This window comes from Natronococcus sp. JC468 (assembly GCF_012163165.1).
In the GTDB taxonomy this organism is placed as follows: domain Archaea; phylum Halobacteriota; class Halobacteria; order Halobacteriales; family Natrialbaceae; genus Natronococcus; species Natronococcus jeotgali.
Genome location: NZ_JAAVUO010000025.1, coordinates 36,949 through 53,445, shown reverse-complemented (window position 1 = coordinate 53,445; position 16,497 = coordinate 36,949). Strand labels below are relative to the sequence as shown.

Below are 16,497 nucleotides of genomic sequence, written 5' to 3'. Positions count from 1 at the left end.
GAACGAGGCGCCGGGGTTTAGAGGGGGGGACCGCCGATCCCCACCGGGAGCATGCGGGGGGACGGAAGACGCGGGGTGTTGAAAGCGGGTGGGCTCGCCGCCGTCGGCGGAACCCTCGTGTCGCGGTCGACGGCCGCCGACGGCGCGGCGGGGCAGGTCGGTTCGACCGAGCGGGGGTGGACCTCCAGTCGCGGGGACCCCGGTAATACCGGGTACGCGGCCGGAGAGAGTGGACCGGACGATCCCGCCGTCGTCGACTGGGAGCACACCGAGTCCGGCGGTTCGGTCGCGGTGAGCGACGGGGTCGTCTACCGGACGGCCGACGGCGCGGTTCACGCCTTCGACGCCGCCGACGGGGAACGGATCGCCGAGAGCGACGACGTCGGCGCGGACGGCACCCCGACGGCCGTCGACGGCAGAGTCTACGTCGGTGGCGAGGATCTCACCGCCCTCGAGAACGAGGGCGCGGAGCCCGTCTGGCAGCAGGGGTTCGAAAGCGACGCGGTTTCCGAGCCGACCGTCGTCGACGGACGAGCGTTCGTCGTCGCCGACGGGACGCTCCACGCGGTCGACGCCGCGGAGGGCGCCAGATTGTGGGCGTTCGAGCCCGACGACGGGACGCTGGTCGATCAGCCCGTCGCCGCCGCCGACGGCGCCGTCTTCGCGACCGACGGGCGGTTGCTGTACGCGCTCGAGGTCGGCAACGGCGACGTGCGCTGGAGCTCCGACGACGGCGGGTTTCGAGAGCAAGTCGTCCTCGCAACGGACGACGTCGTCGCGGTCCAGGTCGGCGGGGTCGACGAGGTCGCCGTCTACGAGACCGAAACCGGCGACCTTCGCTGGATCGGCGACGGGTACGCCGCGACGCTGGCGACCGACGATCGCATCTACACGCTGACCCGGGACGACATCGTCGGCTACGATCGCGAGAGCGGCGAGGAGCGGTGGCGGCCGGCGCTCGAGTCGGCGGTGTACGGTCCGCCGGTCGCGGACGGCGAGACCCTGTACGTCGGCATCCGGAGCGCGAACGGAGGGGCCGGGATCGTCGCGCTCGCCCTCGAGGACGGCACGCTCGAGTGGTCGATCAGAACCGACGCCCACCCCCACGAGCTCGCGCTCGCCGGCGACACCCTCTACGCCGCGGCCGGGGGGCTGCTGGCGATCCGGTCGGAGTCGGCGTTCGACGACGTCAGCGCCAACGAGAGCGACAGCGACAACGTCTCTCAGCCCGAAAACGGCAACGACACCTTCGAAACCCGAGATCCCGAAAACGCCGGCGTCGGGTCCGGAAACGACAGCGGGTCCGGCGAGGGGAGCAACGAAACCGAAGACGCCGACGAGGTGCTCGGCAACGACACCGACGACGAGGACGAGGCGGTACCCGGGTTCACGTCGGGCGCGGGGATCGCCGGCGGCGCCGTCGTCCTCGAGTGGTTGCGACGAAGCGCCGCCGGCGATCGACCCGCGTCCGTCAATCGGAAGTGAGCGTGCAGAGAGCGGGCCGCTTAACATCCTCACTCTCCAAGCGGGGACAATGAGTGAGTCGCGCGCGTTCTGTCCTCGCTGCGGAGATCCGGTACCCGACCGATCGGCGGGCGACCCCGAGGCGGCGACCGATCCGCTCCGCCCCGGCACCGAGGTCGAACTCTGCGATAGCTGTTACTTCGACGACTTCGACTTCGTCGACGCGCCCGAACGGATCGAGGTGCGGGTCTGCGCCCGCTGCGGCGCCGTCTACCGGGGGAACCGCTGGGTCGACGTCGGAGCGAAAGACTACACCGACGTTGCCCTCGAGGCGGTCAGCGAGGCCCTGGCGGTCCACGTCGACGTCGAGGACGTCGCCTGGCAGGTCGAGCCCGAACAGGTCGACGAGAACGCGATCCGGATCCACGCCTACTTCACGGGGGTCGTGCGCGGAACGCCCGTCGAGGAGCAGGTGACGGTCCCGGTCAGGATCGCCCGCCAGACCTGTCAACGGTGCGGCCGGATCGCCGGCGACTACTACGCCAGCATCGTCCAGATCCGCGCCGAGGGCCGAACGCCGACGAGCGAGGAACTCGAGCGCGCCGAGGAGATCGCGAACCAGGTCGTCGCCGACATGGAGGCGACGGGCGACCGCAACGCCTTCGTCACCGAGGTCGGCGAGACCGACGACGGCCTCGACATCAAGGTCTCGACCAACAAGATCGGCAAGAAGATCGCGAACAAGACCGTCGAGGAGTTCGGCGGCTCGGTGAACGACGCCGAGACGCTCGTCACCGAGGACGAGGACGGCAACGAGGTCTACCGGGTCACATTCGCCGTCCGCCTCCCGCCGTACAGGCCGGGCGACGTCATCGACCTCGCGGACGACGACGGCGGTCCGGTCCTCGTCCGCAGCGCCCACGGAAACCTCAAGGGAACCCGGGTGACCACGGGCGAGCGCTACGAGGCCGACTACGAGGAGGGCGACTCGCCGGAGGCCCGCAAGCTCGGCGAGCGCGAGGACGGCGTCGAGACGACGGTCGTCACCGTCGAGGACGAGAACGCGGTTCAGGTGCTCGATCCCGAGACGTTCCGGGCCAAGACCGTCGCCCGTCCCGACTACTTCGATCCCGACGCCGAGACCGTCCCCGTCCTGAAGAGCCGCGAAGGAGTACACATCCTGCCCGATCCCGATCCCGACACCGGCGACGAGGACGACGACGGCTACTACGACCCCTACGAGGACGATGCCTGAGGAGTCCGATCCCGACGCGGATGCGACCGCGGCGACGGGCGCCCTCGAGCGCGCCGACGCGCCGCTGGCGGCCGTCGTCGAGAGCGAGCGGACGGAGACGGCCATCGAGTCGCTTCGCGCCGAGGGCGTCTACGACGACTCGCGGCGCGTACAGGCGGTCAGCGACGTGGTCCGAGACCACGGCGAGCGCGTCGACGAGGCGCTCGAGGGACGCCGGGCTGCGAGCGAAATGACATCCTCGGAGGGCGACGGGAATCGTGAGAAGGGCCCCGAGCGGATCGCGCTCCCGATCACCGAACCCCCGACCGACACCCGCGTCCTCGAGGTCGTCCGCCAGCTCGAGCCCGCGTTCCGGAGCCGAGACCTCGAGGACCTGCTCGCCGAACGGGGCTGGAGCGACGCCGACCTCGAGGGTGCGCCCGGCTCCTGGGCCGTGATCGGCTCGGTCGTCCTCGTGACGCTCCCGAACGAGTGCCCCGACGAGACCGACGTCGCTGAGGCCCTGCTCGAGCTCCACGGCGGGGCCGACAGCGTGCTGGCCGACGAGGGGATCGCCAACGAGGGGACGGCGGGCACCTACCGCGAACCCCGGACCCGCCTGCTCGCGGGCGAGCGCGACACCGAGACGGTCCACGTCGAGCACGGCACCCGATACGGGCTCGATCCCGCGACGGTGATGTTCTCACCGGGCAACCAGGCCGAACGGGTCCGGATGGGCGAGGTCGTCGACCCCGGGGAGCGAGTGTTCGACATGTTCGCCGGCATCGGTTACTTCGCGCTCCCGATGGCTCGCTCAGGTGCGCGGGTGACCGCAACCGAGCTGAACCCGACCGCCTTCCGCTACCTCCTCGAGAACGCCGTGCTCAACGACGTCGGCGATCGGATCGACGCCTACACGGCCGACTGTCGGGAGCTGGCGGGCGACCTCGAGGTCGACAGGGTAGTCATGGGCTACTACGGGCGCGCAGACGGCGCGGGAAGCGAGGACGCGACCGACGCTCGCGGCGCCAGAACCGACGAGGCCCGCGAGTTTCTCCCGCACGCCCTCGAGGCGCTGGCCCCGGGCGGGGTCGTCCACTACCACGAGGCGACCCCGGAGTCGCGGCTGTGGGACCGACCGATCGAACGGCTCGAGGCGGCCGCCGCGGACAGGGAGCTCGAGGTGCTCGAAACGCGACGGGTCAAGAGCCACAGCGCGGGCGTCGCCCACGTCGTCGTCGACGCGCGCTTCGGCGGCGAAGCGTGAGTCGACGCGACTCGAGGAGTGAGCCGGACGTGACATTCATACCGCGGGACTGACTGCGCGTACACATGGACCGAAACCAGCTCATCGCCCTGCTGTTCGTCGTCCTCATGGTGACCTCGATGATCGCCTGGGGCGCGACGGCGGCGCTCTGATGGCCGCCCACGGCTGTCGGCGTGGATCCCAGCGCGGATAGAACCCACGGAGCGGTTCACGGCGAACCGGTATCGGGACGGGAGTACGGTTTCGGCGTTCAGCGGTACCGGTGAACGGGAGAGGACACTGATCCGAGCAGCACCTCCCCGAAAACACCTACCGAGTACGCGACTCCCGTCGAACCGACCGCCTCGTTCCGGGCGGTTGTGGCTCTTACGTCGAAATCGCTTCGAACTCGGAGGCGCCACACTCACAGCCGCTCGGCAGGCCGATGGGTTGAACCGTGTTATCGGAAAACACCCACGCCGAGTAGACGCTCCCGCACTCGAGACACCGTGCGGCCACTTTCGTCCGATCTTCGGTCCCTTCAACGTCGTTTTCCTGCGTTTGCGGGGGGGTAGTCATACGAGCACAGAGATCCTTCCGACGGAAAGCATCGCGGGTTGTATAGACCACGTCGTTCTCGAATCCCGGAACGTACTACTGATCGTCCGGATGGGTAAACGTCAACGTACTCGTGATGAGGTTCTTGTGTGCGGCGTGGAAGCGTTTCGAGAGGGCCTGCTGAGAGACGCCCACGTCGTTCGCCAGTTCGCTCATCGAGATCCCCTGCGGAACGTCGTAGTAGCCTTCCTCGAGTGCAGTCACCAGGGTTTCGCGCTGTTTCGTCGTGAGATCGTACTGCGCGCTCGCCATCGGCTGTTCTTGCTCTTGCAGCTGGTTGAGCTCGAACGAAATATCGTTCTGCTGGCAGTACTCTTCGAACTGCGAGAGAGCCTCTCGGTCGTCGAATCGCATCCGTATCTCCCAGTTTCTATCCCTCGCGACCGCTTGGAGGATCGACGCTCCGAGCTCGACGTACGCGTACACGATCGTTTCGACGTTTTTCGTCCATTCAGCGCGGTACAGGATGGCGGCGTCCGCTCGATCGATACGAGCGACGTCGGTCACCGAATCGTCGTTTTGAAACGCTTCTTCGAACTCCGCGTGATCGCCGCCGCTCACCCAGAAGTACGGCATCACTCTGTTTTCCATCGTCGCCACGACCTGCTCGATTTCGACGACCATGTGTGGGGCTTCGGTGAGCGAATGGCACAGCGCAAAGTCGTCGGATTTTATCGAAAACTCAGCGACGATGCTCATACTGATGCTTTCCCCGATCTCCTAAGAAACGTACGCCGGGAAGCGAATGCAGAAGATCGGCCAAACGCCGGCTCTTCGCTCCCGTCCCGCTATTTGCTCCGGTCCCGACACGACCGCCGTTACCCGTCCGTATCCCAGACGTCCGCTAACGGACTCGAGCCCGACGAGCGTCGCGACCGGGAGCCGGAACCGCCACGACCGCTCCTCGAGTATCCGCTCGAGTTCCGATCCGAACCGCTCCGCGAACGATCGCCCGAACTCGAGCCGTCGACGGCCGCACTCGGCTCGAACGCCGGCAGCTCCGGGCGCTCCATCCGATCGACCTGGGCCGCGAACCAGTCGGGCATATCCGAACGGGCGCGGTCGAAGACGTCGAGCAGGCTCGAGTCGGCGAGGTAGGTCGCGCCGTAGTCGTCGGGCGCGCGGACGACCCGCCCGCAGGCCTGGACGATCGTCCGCAGGGCGGTCCGGTAGTACCACGCCCACTGGCCCTCCTCGAGGCGGTGGGCGACCCTCGAGTCGCCGGTGTTGAGAAACGGGGCCTTACACAGCACCTGCCAGCGACAGAGGTCGCCCTTCAGGTCCAGCGCTTCCTCCATCTTTACCGAGAGGAACACGTCGGGGTCGTCGCTCGCTTTCCACTCCTCTAAGGCGGCGTCGCGGTCGTCGCGGTCGTGGACGCGGATCCGATCGCCGACGCCGAAATCACCCAGGAGGTCGGCCAGTCGCTCCTGGATGGCGTAGGAGTGGGCGTGGATCAACCCCTTCTCGTCGGGGTGTTCCTGCATGAGCCGAACGATCGTCCGGGCGAGCTTCGGCGTCGTCTCCGATCGGTGCTCGTAGGTCATCTTCCCCTGCGTGACGTCGTACAGCGGGCGGTTCTCAACGGGGAAGGTGTGGGGGACGTCGACCAGCGCGACGTCGGCGGGGTCGAGTCCGACCTGCCGACAGAAGGCGTCCTTGTTCAGGATGGTCGCCGACAGCAGCGCGAATTTGTTGCCGCGGTCCCAGACGGTGTGACGGAGGTAGCGCTCGGGGTTCATCGGTTTGATCGTCAGGGGGCCGCCGAGCTTCTCGCCGTCCCCCTCGGAACCACCACCGTCTCCGTCGCTTCCGTTGGAACGCGGTTCGGACTGATCGACCAGCCACGTCGTCGGGCTCTCGGGGTCCCGGTAGTCCGAGACGAACCAGTCGAGTTCGCCGAGCAACTCCTGGAGGCGGTCGCGCTGACGGACCTCCCGGGGCGTGAGCGACTCCTGGCCGAGCAGCTCGTCCTTCCGGCGGGTGCAGATCTGCTCGAGGTTCTCGGCGTACCGGACCGCTCGATCCAGGCCGTCGATCTCGGGAACGCGCAGCTCGTCCCAGAACGGCACCGTCCGCGGCCCCAGCCGAATCGTCGCGTACATCTCGGCCCACTCCGCCAGTCCGTGAGCCTCGTCGATCACGACGACGTCGCGCTTGCGAAACACCTCGCTGCCGGCCGTCTGCATGAAGTAGGCCAGCGTCATCGCCGCAATCGACCGGTTCGAGGCGATCGCCCGGTCGGAGAAGTACGGACACCGGTGTTTGACCGAGCAGTCGTACCCCCGCTCGCGGACGCAGGGGGCCTGGTTCACCGGCGTGTCGCGCTCCTCGGGGAGGATGCAGGTGTAGTTCGACTTCCCACGGATGACGTTGAGATCCGCGAGCAGGTCGTCGGCCGCGACGTCGTCGAGCTGGGAAACCTGCGGGGTCGTGTAGTAGGCGCCCGCGGCCTCGCTGGGCTCGGCCTCGCCGACGGTCCGCGCGCAGCCGGCGACCGCGCGGGCGAGCAGGGACTTCCCGCTGCCCGTCGGCGCCCGCACCAGCACGACGTCGTTGTCGGCCGCGAACGCGTCCCGGACGTCGCGAAGTGCCGCCTCCTGAGCGCCGCGGTAGCTCGGCGCGGGGAAGGCCTCGAAGATCCGCTCGGGATTCACCGTTCGTCCCACGGTTCGGTCGCGCCCTAAAGGCTGCGAACCGTCTCGCGTCCCGCAGTCGTCGCCGACGGTTTCGGCCGACGTAACTCGAGAAGGCGCCGCCTATCGGTCGGTAGGAGCCCGGTACGGTGTCGGTAGCGGGTCGATTACGAATACGGACCCCGTCGTCGACCTCGAGTGCGGAAGGGTCGCTCAGCGGTAGAGCACCGCGGCGCCGTCAGGCCCGCGGCGGCCATCGTGCCTCGTGGCGTTCAAATCCCACCCCTTCCGCTCGCGGCGTCGGGTCGAACCGCGACGGCGATCGCGGTGGTGTGTCACGCGTTTGCTTTCGGTTCGAGGTTCCGTTCTCCGGCGCCGCCTCAGTTCGATTCGAGCCGCGACGTCTCCTCGTCGACCCGGGCCAGTCGCGCGACGTCCGCGTCCGTCGGCTCGTCGGGCAGCGCAGCGATACACGGGTAACACAGCAGGTAGTCCGAACCGTCCTCGAGCTCGAGCGCGATCGCGGTTCCGGCGTTGCCGGCCTCGCCGAACGACCAGATGTTGGCGATCCCGCCGGCGATCGTCACCGTTCGCCCGCAGCCCTCGCAGGTGTCCCGCGCCATGTGCGAGGATCGGCCCCGAGCGGTGAAAGTCGTTCCCCCGGCACAGCCGTTATTGCCGCGCCCACGGTACCGGCGACCATGGAGGTGCACTGCGAGGGCTGTGCCGGCTGCTGTCTCGACTGGCGACCGCTGCTCGAGGAGGGCGGGACCGACGCGGGTGATCGTGCCCTCGGTCGGTCGATTCCCGAAAGCGGCTCCGAGGCCGAGCGCACCCCGATCGACGACGGCTACAACTTCGCCGCGCTCACCCGCGACGAGGTTCGGACCTTCCTCGAGCGGGGGGCGGCCGCGGCGCTGACGCCGCGGTTCTGGGAGGTCGGCGAGGCCGAGGGCGTCGCGGTCGGCGACCGAAGGGTCGCCGCGGTCGCGGGCCGTCCCGCCTTCTTCGTCGGGCTCCGGAAGCCGCCCAAGCCCGTCGCCCCGTTCGGTCGCGAGGACGCGACCTGGCTGCCGACCTGCGTCTTCCTCGACCCGACGACGCTGCAGTGTCGGATCCACGGCACCGACCGCTTTCCCGACAAATGCGGCGTCTACCCCGAGCGAAACCTCGTGCTGGGCGCCGAGACCGAGTGCGAGCGCGTCGAATCGACGTTCGGTGGCGAGCGCCTGCTCGAGCGCGACCACGACGACGCCGACGACCTGCTGTTCGGCCCGCAGGCGATCGGCGCGAAGCTGTTCTGTCACCCTCGACCCGACGATCTCGAGGGACTCCTCGATCGACTCGCCGTAGACGAACTGCGACCCGCCGACCGCGCGGAGTGTCTGGCCGTCGCCGTCGCCTCGAGTCCGGGCACCCTCGCGATCTCCGAGCACCACTACGAGCGGGGGTACGAACGGGTGATCGAGTCGCTCGAGGGGACGAGGGCGGGCGACGCCGCGAGCGACGAGGACGCCTGGGTGGGTCCGGCGATCGAGGAGTGGGAACGACGGGAGGCGAGCGCCGGCGGAGCGATCCCGGCGCCGTCGGCCGCCAGAACGGTCGAGGAAGAGCGGGGCGCACCCGAGACGCCGGGCTGGGACGCCCTCGAGTGAGCTCCGCGGCGAAGGGGCTGCAACGCGACCGATTAAGGATCGAGCGTCCGTCACACCGGTATGAACGTGCTCGTGACCGGTGCGACCGGTTTCGTCGGGAGCCGCCTCGTCGCCGGGCTGTGCGCGCTGACCGACCACGACGTGACGGTGCTCGTTCGGGATGCCGAGGACTACGACCCGCCCGACGACGGGATCACCGTCGCGGAGGGCGACGTCCTCGAGGAGGGCAGCTTCGAGGACGCCCTCGAGGGGATCGATCTCGCCTACTACCTGATCCACACGATGGGGGGCGGCGACGAGGACCTGATCGCACAGGACCGCCAGGCTGCGCGGAACTTCGAGCGGGCGGCGACCGACGCCGGCCTCGGACGGATCGTCTACCTCAGCGGGCTGGGCAACGAGGACGAGCGGCTCTCGGAGCACCTGGCCTCGCGCCGGCTCGTCGAATCCGAGCTTCGGGCCGGCAGCGCCGACGTGACGGTGCTCCGGGCGGCGATTATCATCGGCGCCGAGAGCGCGAGCTTCCGGATCGTCCGCCAGCTCGCGAAGCGACTCCCGGTAATGGTGACTCCGCGGTGGGTCCACGTCGAGTGCCAGCCGATCGCCATCGACGACGTGATCGCGTACCTGCTCGCCGTCCTCGAGCGCCCCGAGACCGCGGGCGAAACCTACGAGATCGGCGGTCCGGACGTGCTCACCTACGGCGAGATGCTTCGAACGACCGCGCGGATCACGAGGGGATGGGAGCCGGTGATCGTCCCGGTTCCGGTGCTGACGCCGACGCTGTCGGCGTACTGGGTCGATCTCGTCACCGACGTCGACCCGCAGGTCGCCCACCGGCTGATCGAAGGGATGGTCAACCCGGTGGTCGTCGAGGACGACCGCCTGCGGGAGCTCGTCGGCGTCGACCCGACGCCGTTCGAGGAGGCAGTCCGCAGCGCGCTCGCCGAGGAGGTAACCCTCGACGGGGACACCCTCGAGAGCGGACTGCCCGACGAGGGGCACCCGCTCGAGGAATGACCCGGACGCCGGAGTACGGCGAGACCTGGGTGTACGAGAGCATCGTCGGCGCGCTGCCGGGCGTCGAGCTCTCGGATCGGCTCGCGATCGCGATCCAGTTCGCCGCCTTCGAGGCCGCGGTACTCGTCGCGGCGACGGCCTACGGGCTGTGGGACGCGGTGGTCGCGGGAACCGTCGCCGTCGCCGTCGCCGCGATCGGCAGCTGGCTCATGCTGCGGTACAGCCGCGCCGTTCGGGCACTTCACGCCCCGGCGGGGTACCGACGCGTGCTGTTCGGCTCGAACATCGAGGTCGTCCTGGGCGTGGTGGCGTTCGTCCTCCTGGTCACGTACCTGTTCGTCACCGATCCCCGGACCAGCGACGTGCCGTTGCTGACGGAGATCCTCGGCCCCGAGCCCCCGGCACTCGCGGTCGCTCTGCTCCTGTTGATCCTCTGGGACGTCGTCTACCGGATCGGCACCTGCTGGTGGGCGACCGTCGCCGGACTCTGGCGGTCGATCGTCTACGAGTTCGAGCCGGAGACGGCCCGAGAGTACGCCCGAACCGACGGGCTCAACGTGGCGTTCGCGGCCGTCCAACTGCTGTTCGTCCCGTTCGTACTCGACCACCCGATCCTCGTCGGCGCGCTCGTGGGCCACGTGATCGCCGTCGTCGCGGTGGCGGCGCTGTCGGTACTGTTACAGCGACGGTCCCAGAGAGAACCCGGCGGGACGACCCCCTAATCGGACTTGATCTCCTCGAACTTGTTCAGCAGCTCCTCGGCGGATTCGCCGGCGTCGTACTCGACCTTGCCGTGGTAGATCGTCCGCTCGTCGTCGAAATCCGCGTCCACCCGCGAGGCCTGCGCCTCGCGCCGCTCGTGTTCGTCCTCGTCATAGGCACCCATTGACATGGTAAGTATACACATTGTAGGGAGCTGACGCTTATCAATGTAACGGTGGTCCACACTCCGACCGTCCCGTCAGCGAACAGTATATACCCTCCCGGGCACAACCTACTGGCGTGGCACGGCCGCTTCGCTTTCGTTACTCGCCCGCTCGCTGGAGCGAGCAACGAGTCCGACAGGAGATACTGGGGCCGCTTCGCTCGAACATCGGCGCTCGAGCCGTCGCCCCGCGATTCGACATCGGCGCAGACTGGGAGACACACCGCTTCGAGATGCAAAACGGCGACCTCGCGCTCTTTGCCCGCAACGGCGAGGAAGCCTACTGGATGGGCAACACCGAGACCCCCTCGGCGCTGTGGAAGACCGACAAGTTCGGCTGGCAGAACGTTCCCTACCACGTCGCCCGGTGGAGCCAGCGGGAGTTGCTCGTGACGCTTCACGAAACCGACCCCTGGCTCGAGGACTACCCGTACCTCTCGTGGTTCTTCCTGCCCGTCTTCATGTCCAAGGACGGCCGCGAGTCGACGCGGGCCTTTTTCCGCGAACACGCCGCGGGCTTTCCCGACGCCGGCCGCCGCGAGTCGACGCAGTTCTTCGAGGAGTTTCTCGAAACCGGCGTCCTGGACGAGTACCGCCACGTCATGGCGGGCAAGCTCGGCACCAGCGACCACGTCGACCGCGTCCGGATGAGCGCCGCGATGGGCGAGTTCGTCGCCGCGAAGATCCTCACCGACGCGGGTTACGAGGTCACCCCCGAGATCGAGGTGACGACCGGTCACTCGCTGGACTACCGGGCGGAAAACGAGGGGACGAACCGCCTCGTCGAGGTGACCCGTCCCCAGCCACCGGGCAACCGGGTCGCAGCCGGCCCCGTCGCCGCCGTGCGCGACACCGCCGAGACCAAAACCGACGGCCAGCTCGCCGAACACGGCGGCGGCGCCGTGTTGTTCGTCGACTGCTCGAGCTTTCGCGAGGACGCCTGGGCCGCAGTTCGGGGCGAACGACCCGACCTGCGACACCGCCCCGCGGTCGTCTACCGCGCCCGCCCGGACGGCCGCGTCGAGGGCTACCGGAAGGGGTCGGTCCCGCTCGAGCTCAGCGATGCGATCGAGTTCGTGGACTAGGCCGCGACAGATCGCGCCGTTTTTGGCCCCCTCGAGGCCGTCCTCAGAACGAAAACGGGTTTACCCGCCGCGCTGTGGCGACACGTATGATCGTCAGCGGATCCACTTCCCAGGCCCTCGGCGCGGCACTCGCCCGCGAACTCGAGGAACCGCTCGCCGCCGTCGAGTACGACCGCTTCCCCGACGGCGAACTGCTCGCGGCCGCCCCCGAGGTCGCCGACCGCGACGTCGAACGGGCGATCGTGGTCGCCTCGACGACCTCGAGCGACGCCCACCTCGAGGTGCTCCAGCTCCAGGACGCCGCTCGGGAGGCCGGCGCCGACGAGGTCGTGACGGTGTTGCCGTACATGGGCTACGGCCGTCAGGATAAGGCCTTCGAGGCGGGCCACCCGATCTCCGCGCGGGCGGTCGCCCGCGCCGTCTCGACCGGAACGGATCGCGTGCTCACCGTCGACCCACACGAGGAGTCGATCTGCGAGTTCTTCGAGCCGTCGGCGACCGCCATCAGCGCCGCCGACCGGCTGGCCGGCCCCCTCCCGACCGATCTCGAGGACCCCGTCTTCCTCTCGCCCGACGCGGGCGCGATCGAACTGGCCGAGACGGTGCGGGACGCCTACGGCGCCGGCGAGACCGACTACTTCGAGAAGACCCGACTCTCGGGGACCGAGGTCGAAATCTCCCCGAGCGACGTCGCCGTGACCGATCGGGACGTCGTCGTCACCGACGACATCATCGCGACGGGGTCGACGATGAGCGAGGCCGTCGGCGTCCTCGGCGAGCGGGGGGTCGGTCGGGTGTTCGTCACCTGCGTCCACCCGTTGCTCGCCCGCGACGCCGTCACGAAGCTCTCGAGGGCCGGCGTCGACGCGATCTACGGCACCGACACGATCGAGCGCCAGTACAGCGCGGTCTCGGTCGCGCCGTCGATCGCCGACGAACTGTAACGGGAGAGCGAAGCACGGTTTCGGTATTCAGCCTCTCGAGTAGAAATTGCGTTCCATATAGGTGAAGACGATATCACGGCCAGCATCCGCGAGCGGAGCGAGCGGTTTCCCGCCGAAGCGGGCGAAGCCCGCGGAGGCGGCTTTTTAGCGTAGATTTTTGGAGGAGTGGTGAGCGAGCCCTGCGAGCGAACCCGACGAGAAAAAGGTACGTCTGCACGCTCTACATAACGATCGACCGTTCTGGGTTCGACATCACGGCCGAACAAAAAATCGGATTGCTAACTACCGGTAACGGAAATCCGGTTTTGCGCTTAGTCCGACGCTTCCGCCGCCGCAACGGGCTCGAGCGCGATCTCCATCGCGACCCCGTCGACGTCCCACTCCTTACGGTGACCGTCCTCGACGGTCCGGAGCTCGTCGGCGCGAACCTCCTCGCGGATCAGGTCCTCGCGTTCCTCGACCAGCGAGGCCACGCGGTCGTCGTCGATCTCGACCTCGAGGACGATCCGTTCCTCGACGTCCAGGTCGAGGTCCTTGCGCATCTCCTGGACCCGGCGGATGACCTCGCGGGCGTACCCCTCGCTCTCGATGTCGTCGGTTAGCGAGGCGTCGACGTAGGCGACCCCGCGGTCGTCGCCGTCGAGCGAGAAGGCGGTGCCGGCGATATCGTCGGGGGTCTCGGTGACGAAGGAGACCATCGACTCCTCGAGTTCCGCTCGCGGCTCGTCGCCGCTCGCGTCTTCCGCGGAGCGTTGCTCCGCGCTCTCGCCGTCCTCGAGGACGTCCGCGACGGCTGCCTCGAGGGCCTCGAGGTCGGGCTCGTCGATCCGGGCCTCGTTGAGCGCGTTCATCACTTCTCCGGCGCGGCCGCCGAAGGCGGGACCGAGTTCGCTCATGTCGGCCTCGGCGCTGTACCGAAGCTCCTCCCAGCGGTTCTCGGCCGAGACGAGTTCGATCTCGCGGGCGTTGAGCCGCTCGGCGAGCAGGTCGGCGTGGCGCTCGACCGCCTCGGCGACCCGCTCGTCGTCGGCAGCGACGACGACCCGCGGGACGGGCCAGCGCAGCTTGCGGCCGGCCTGCTGGCGGGCGTTGGCGCCCGCTTCCTCGATCGCTCGCAGGAAGGCGACGTCGTCCTCTAACTGGTCGTCGACCCAGTACTCCTCGAGGGCGGGCCAGTCGCACATGTGGACGGTGTCGTGTTCGGCCTCGCCCGTGAGGGTGCCGTAGATCTCGTCGCTGACAAAGGGCGCGTAGGGTGCGAGCAGCGCGACCGTCTCCCGCAGGACCCGGTAGATCGTCGCGTAGGCCGCCTCCTTGGAGGGGCTGTCCGATTCCTCCCACATCCGTTCGCGGACCGCCTGGACGTAGAACCGCGAGACGTCCTCGACGACGAACTCGAGCAGCGCGTCGAGGGCCTTGTCCTGGCGGTAGTCCTCGAAGGCCTCGGTCATCTCGGCTTTCGTCGACTGCAGCCGGGCAAGCACCCACTCGTCGATCAGCTCGAGGTCGGTATCAACCTCGTCTAGGGTCGTTTCCTGTGGATCGAAGTCGTCCAGCCGCATGTACGGCAGCGGGAACCGGAAGACGTTCCACAGCGTCCGGAGGGTGTCCTCCATTGTCTGCATGCCGTCCCAGGAGAAGCGCATGTCGTCGCCCTGGGGGTTGTTCGACAGCAAGAAGAGTCGCATCACGTCCCGTCCGTGGCGGTCGATCGCCTCGTGGGGGTCGATCAGGATGTCCTTGGACTTGCTCATCGCGCGGCCGTCGGGCATCAGCGCGTGGCCGTGCATCAACACCTCCTGGTAGGGGCTCTCGCCCAGCGCCGCGGTGCCCATCCCGAGCTGGGACCAGAACCAGCCCCGCGTCTGGTCGTGGGCCTCGAGGATGAGGTCGGCGGGCCAGAGCTCGTCGAACCGGCTGTCGTCGGCGGGGTAGTTCAGGGTGCCCCAGGAGGCCACCGAGGAGTCGAGCCAGACGTCGAAGACGTCCGGAACGCGGGTGTAGGTCCTCCCGTCCTCGGTGATCGTCAGCTCGTCGACGGTGTCCTTGTGGAGGTCGACGGAGTCGTACTCGATCTCCTGGTCGACCCGCTCGACGAGCTCCTCGCGGTCGCCGACGACGATCATCTCCTCGTCGTCGTCGCGATCCTCGGGCGTCCAGACGGGGAGGGGAATGCCCCAGTAGCGCTGGCGGGAGACGTTCCAGTCGGGCGCCTCCTCGACGAAGTCCCGGAACCGGTTGTCCCGGGCCCACTGGGGGTGCCACTCGCTGTCCTCGATGTTCTCGAGCAGTTCCTCCTTGACGTCGGTGATCGTGATGAACCACTGGTCGGTGACAATCTGGACGATACCCGTGTCACAGCGCCAGCAGTGGCCGTAGCTGTGGTGGACCGTGCCCGAGGACAGCATCGCCCCGTTGTCCTCGAGGTCGGCGATGATCTCCTCGTCGGCCTCCTTGACGAACTGGCCCGCGTACGTGCCGGCCTGGTCGGTGTAGACGCCGTCGCCGCCGACCGGACAGAAGATCGGCAGGCCGAGTTCGCGGCCCCGCTCGAAGTCCTCCTCGCCGTGGCCGGGCGCGGAGTGGACGAGCCCGGTGCGGTCGGCCTCGACGTACTCGGCGTCGTAGATCTGGAGTGCGTCGTCGACGTCGACGTGGTCGGGCACCTCCTCGGCGAGGGGGTGCTCGTACTCCCAGCCGATCATCTCCTCGCCCGAGAGCTCCTCGAGGACCTCGTAGTCGTCGTAACGGCCCTCCTTGAGGACGCCCTCGACACACTCCTCGGCGACGTACAGTACGTCCTCCTCGCCGTCGCGCTCGGCGCGGACGCCCTGGTAGGTCAGGTCGGGATCGACCGCGACGAACGTGTTCGCCGGGATCGTCCACGGGGTCGTCGTCCAGATGACGACCGACCCCTCCCGGTCGGCGAGGTCGAATTTCACGTAAATGGAGGGATCCTCGACGTCCTCGTACTCGACCTCGTTGTTCGCGATCGCGGTCTCACAGCGGGGACACTGCGAGATCGAGCGGTGGCCCTTCTCGACCAAGCCGCGCTCGGCGGCCTTCGAAAAGCCCCACCAGGCGGCCTCCATGTACTCGGGTTCGACGGTCCGGTAGGGGTCGTCCCAGTCCATCCAGACGCCGAAGTCCTGGAAGTCGGACTGCAGGCCCTCGAGCTGTTCGTCGGCGTACTCCTTGCACTCCCGGATGAACTCGTCCTCGCCGAACTCCTCGATGTCCTTCTTGTTCTCGAAGCCGAGCCGTTCCTCGACGCGGGTCTCGATCGGTAGCCCGTGCATGTCGTAGCCCGGACGGTCGGTGACGTCGTACCCCTGCATCCGCAGGAAGCGGAGGTAGACGTCCTTCAGGGACTTGTTCCAGGTCGTCCCCATGTGGGCCGACCCCGACGTGTACGGCGGGCCGTCGACGAAGAAGAAGGACTCGCCGTCGGATCGGTGCTCGACCGTCTGTTCGTAGGCGTCGACGTCGTCCCAGTAGTCGAAGACCCGCTGCTCTACGGCGTGGGGGTCGTACTGGTCGTCGACCTCGTCGAACCTGCTCATACCGGATGTAACTAGCCGGGACGGTAAAGAGGAATCGATATTGACGGTCGGTCGCGCCGCTGCGGTCGTTCGGTCGGCCGCCTCGAGAGGAGGAGTCGGGCGCGCCC

13 protein-coding genes and 1 tRNA gene are annotated in these 16,497 nt (G+C 68.2%); 9 read left to right on the top strand and 5 right to left on the bottom strand.

Going from position 1 to position 16,497, the window contains the following annotated elements; genetic code table 11:
• The first annotated feature begins 51 nt into the window (after positions 1-51).
• Genes GWG54_RS14360 through GWG54_RS14350 form a run of 3 tightly spaced genes read left to right on the top strand, consistent with a single transcriptional unit; the run spans position 52 to position 3,965 of the window.
• Positions 52-1,485 carry a PQQ-binding-like beta-propeller repeat protein gene (locus tag GWG54_RS14360; protein ID WP_167938426.1) on the top strand — a complete coding sequence of 478 codons (1,434 nt, stop codon included), beginning with the start codon at positions 52-54 and terminating at the stop codon, positions 1,483-1,485.
• 49 nt (positions 1,486-1,534) lie between these two features.
• Complete coding sequence (locus GWG54_RS14355) at positions 1,535-2,719, top strand: 60S ribosomal export protein NMD3 (protein WP_167938425.1); 1,185 nt, start codon at positions 1,535-1,537, stop codon at positions 2,717-2,719.
• Positions 2,712-3,965, top strand: coding sequence for a class I SAM-dependent methyltransferase family protein (locus GWG54_RS14350; RefSeq protein WP_167938424.1), 1,254 nt, complete (start codon positions 2,712-2,714; stop codon positions 3,963-3,965). The genes GWG54_RS14355 and GWG54_RS14350 overlap by 8 nt, the downstream gene beginning before the upstream one ends.
• A 633-nt stretch (positions 3,966-4,598) precedes the next feature.
• Here the strand turns inward: GWG54_RS14350 and GWG54_RS14345 are convergent.
• Both GWG54_RS14345 and GWG54_RS14340 read right to left on the bottom strand, forming a co-directional pair.
• Positions 4,599-5,261, bottom strand: a complete 663-nt coding sequence (locus tag GWG54_RS14345) for a bacterio-opsin activator domain-containing protein (RefSeq protein ID WP_167938423.1) — start codon at positions 5,259-5,261, stop codon at positions 4,599-4,601.
• A gap of 119 nt (positions 5,262-5,380) precedes the next feature.
• Entirely contained in the window at positions 5,381-7,219 is a 1,839-nt protein-coding gene (locus GWG54_RS14340) for a helicase C-terminal domain-containing protein (RefSeq protein WP_167938422.1), read from the bottom strand.
• Positions 7,220-7,400: 181 nt separating this feature from the next.
• Between GWG54_RS14340 and GWG54_RS14335 the strand changes: the two genes are divergently transcribed.
• Positions 7,401-7,489 (top strand) — tRNA-OTHER (locus GWG54_RS14335).
• An 89-nt stretch (positions 7,490-7,578) separates the two neighbouring features.
• On the opposite strand, the gene GWG54_RS14330 is transcribed toward GWG54_RS14335, so the two are convergent.
• Positions 7,579-7,821, bottom strand: a complete 243-nt coding sequence (locus tag GWG54_RS14330; protein WP_167938421.1) for a hypothetical protein — start codon at positions 7,819-7,821, stop codon at positions 7,579-7,581.
• A 78-nt stretch (positions 7,822-7,899) separates the two neighbouring features.
• On the opposite strand from GWG54_RS14330, the gene GWG54_RS14325 reads away from it, so the two are divergent.
• Genes GWG54_RS14325 through GWG54_RS14315 form a run of 3 tightly spaced genes read left to right on the top strand, consistent with a single transcriptional unit; the run spans position 7,900 to position 10,595 of the window.
• Complete coding sequence (locus GWG54_RS14325; RefSeq protein ID WP_167938420.1) at positions 7,900-8,853, top strand: YkgJ family cysteine cluster protein; 954 nt, start codon at positions 7,900-7,902, stop codon at positions 8,851-8,853.
• 60 nt (positions 8,854-8,913) lie between these two features.
• Positions 8,914-9,873, top strand: coding sequence for an NAD(P)H-binding protein (locus tag GWG54_RS14320; RefSeq protein ID WP_167938419.1), 960 nt, complete (start codon positions 8,914-8,916; stop codon positions 9,871-9,873).
• Positions 9,870-10,595: a hypothetical protein gene (locus GWG54_RS14315; protein ID WP_167938418.1), complete on the top strand. Its 726-nt coding sequence runs from the start codon at positions 9,870-9,872 to the stop codon at positions 10,593-10,595. Before GWG54_RS14320 ends, GWG54_RS14315 begins: the two co-directional genes overlap by 4 nt.
• On the opposite strand, the gene GWG54_RS14310 is transcribed toward GWG54_RS14315, so the two are convergent.
• A complete protein-coding gene (locus GWG54_RS14310; RefSeq protein ID WP_008421336.1) occupies positions 10,592-10,765 on the bottom strand; it encodes a DUF5786 family protein in 174 nt (57 codons plus the stop codon). The genes GWG54_RS14315 and GWG54_RS14310 overlap by 4 nt on opposite strands.
• Before the next feature lie 110 nt (positions 10,766-10,875).
• Between GWG54_RS14310 and GWG54_RS14305 the strand changes: the two genes are divergently transcribed.
• Together GWG54_RS14305 and GWG54_RS14300 are read left to right on the top strand one after the other, a co-directional pair.
• Entirely contained in the window at positions 10,876-11,883 is a 1,008-nt protein-coding gene (locus tag GWG54_RS14305) for a DUF5784 family protein (RefSeq protein WP_167938417.1), read from the top strand.
• Between the two features lie 86 nt (positions 11,884-11,969).
• Complete coding sequence (locus GWG54_RS14300) at positions 11,970-12,827, top strand: ribose-phosphate diphosphokinase (protein ID WP_167938416.1); 858 nt, start codon at positions 11,970-11,972, stop codon at positions 12,825-12,827.
• Positions 12,828-13,138: 311 nt separating this feature from the next.
• Here GWG54_RS14300 and ileS read toward each other — a convergent pair whose 3' ends face one another.
• Positions 13,139-16,390 (bottom strand): isoleucine--tRNA ligase, encoded by a 3,252-nt coding sequence (gene ileS / locus GWG54_RS14295; RefSeq protein ID WP_167938415.1) that lies wholly within the window; start codon positions 16,388-16,390, stop codon positions 13,139-13,141.
• Positions 16,391-16,497 lie beyond the last annotated feature (107 nt).

What these genes read in the sequence shown, in the direction of transcription:
- GWG54_RS14330 (WP_167938421.1), bottom strand. Translation starts at nt 7,821, where the DNA reads ATGGCGCGGGACACCTGCGAGGGCTGCGGGCGAACGGTGACGATCGCC.
- GWG54_RS14360 (WP_167938426.1), top strand. Translation starts at nt 52, where the DNA reads ATGCGGGGGGACGGAAGACGCGGGGTGTTGAAAGCGGGTGGGCTCGCC.
- GWG54_RS14320 (WP_167938419.1), top strand. Translation starts at nt 8,914, where the DNA reads ATGAACGTGCTCGTGACCGGTGCGACCGGTTTCGTCGGGAGCCGCCTC.
- GWG54_RS14310 (WP_008421336.1), bottom strand. Translation starts at nt 10,765, where the DNA reads ATGTCAATGGGTGCCTATGACGAGGACGAACACGAGCGGCGCGAGGCG.
- GWG54_RS14300 (WP_167938416.1), top strand. Translation starts at nt 11,970, where the DNA reads ATGATCGTCAGCGGATCCACTTCCCAGGCCCTCGGCGCGGCACTCGCC.
- GWG54_RS14355 (WP_167938425.1), top strand. Translation starts at nt 1,535, where the DNA reads ATGAGTGAGTCGCGCGCGTTCTGTCCTCGCTGCGGAGATCCGGTACCC.
- GWG54_RS14315 (WP_167938418.1), top strand. Translation starts at nt 9,870, where the DNA reads ATGACCCGGACGCCGGAGTACGGCGAGACCTGGGTGTACGAGAGCATC.
- ileS (WP_167938415.1), bottom strand. Translation starts at nt 16,390, where the DNA reads ATGAGCAGGTTCGACGAGGTCGACGACCAGTACGACCCCCACGCCGTA.
- GWG54_RS14325 (WP_167938420.1), top strand. Translation starts at nt 7,900, where the DNA reads ATGGAGGTGCACTGCGAGGGCTGTGCCGGCTGCTGTCTCGACTGGCGA.
- GWG54_RS14345 (WP_167938423.1), bottom strand. Translation starts at nt 5,261, where the DNA reads ATGAGCATCGTCGCTGAGTTTTCGATAAAATCCGACGACTTTGCGCTG.
- GWG54_RS14350 (WP_167938424.1), top strand. Translation starts at nt 2,712, where the DNA reads ATGCCTGAGGAGTCCGATCCCGACGCGGATGCGACCGCGGCGACGGGC.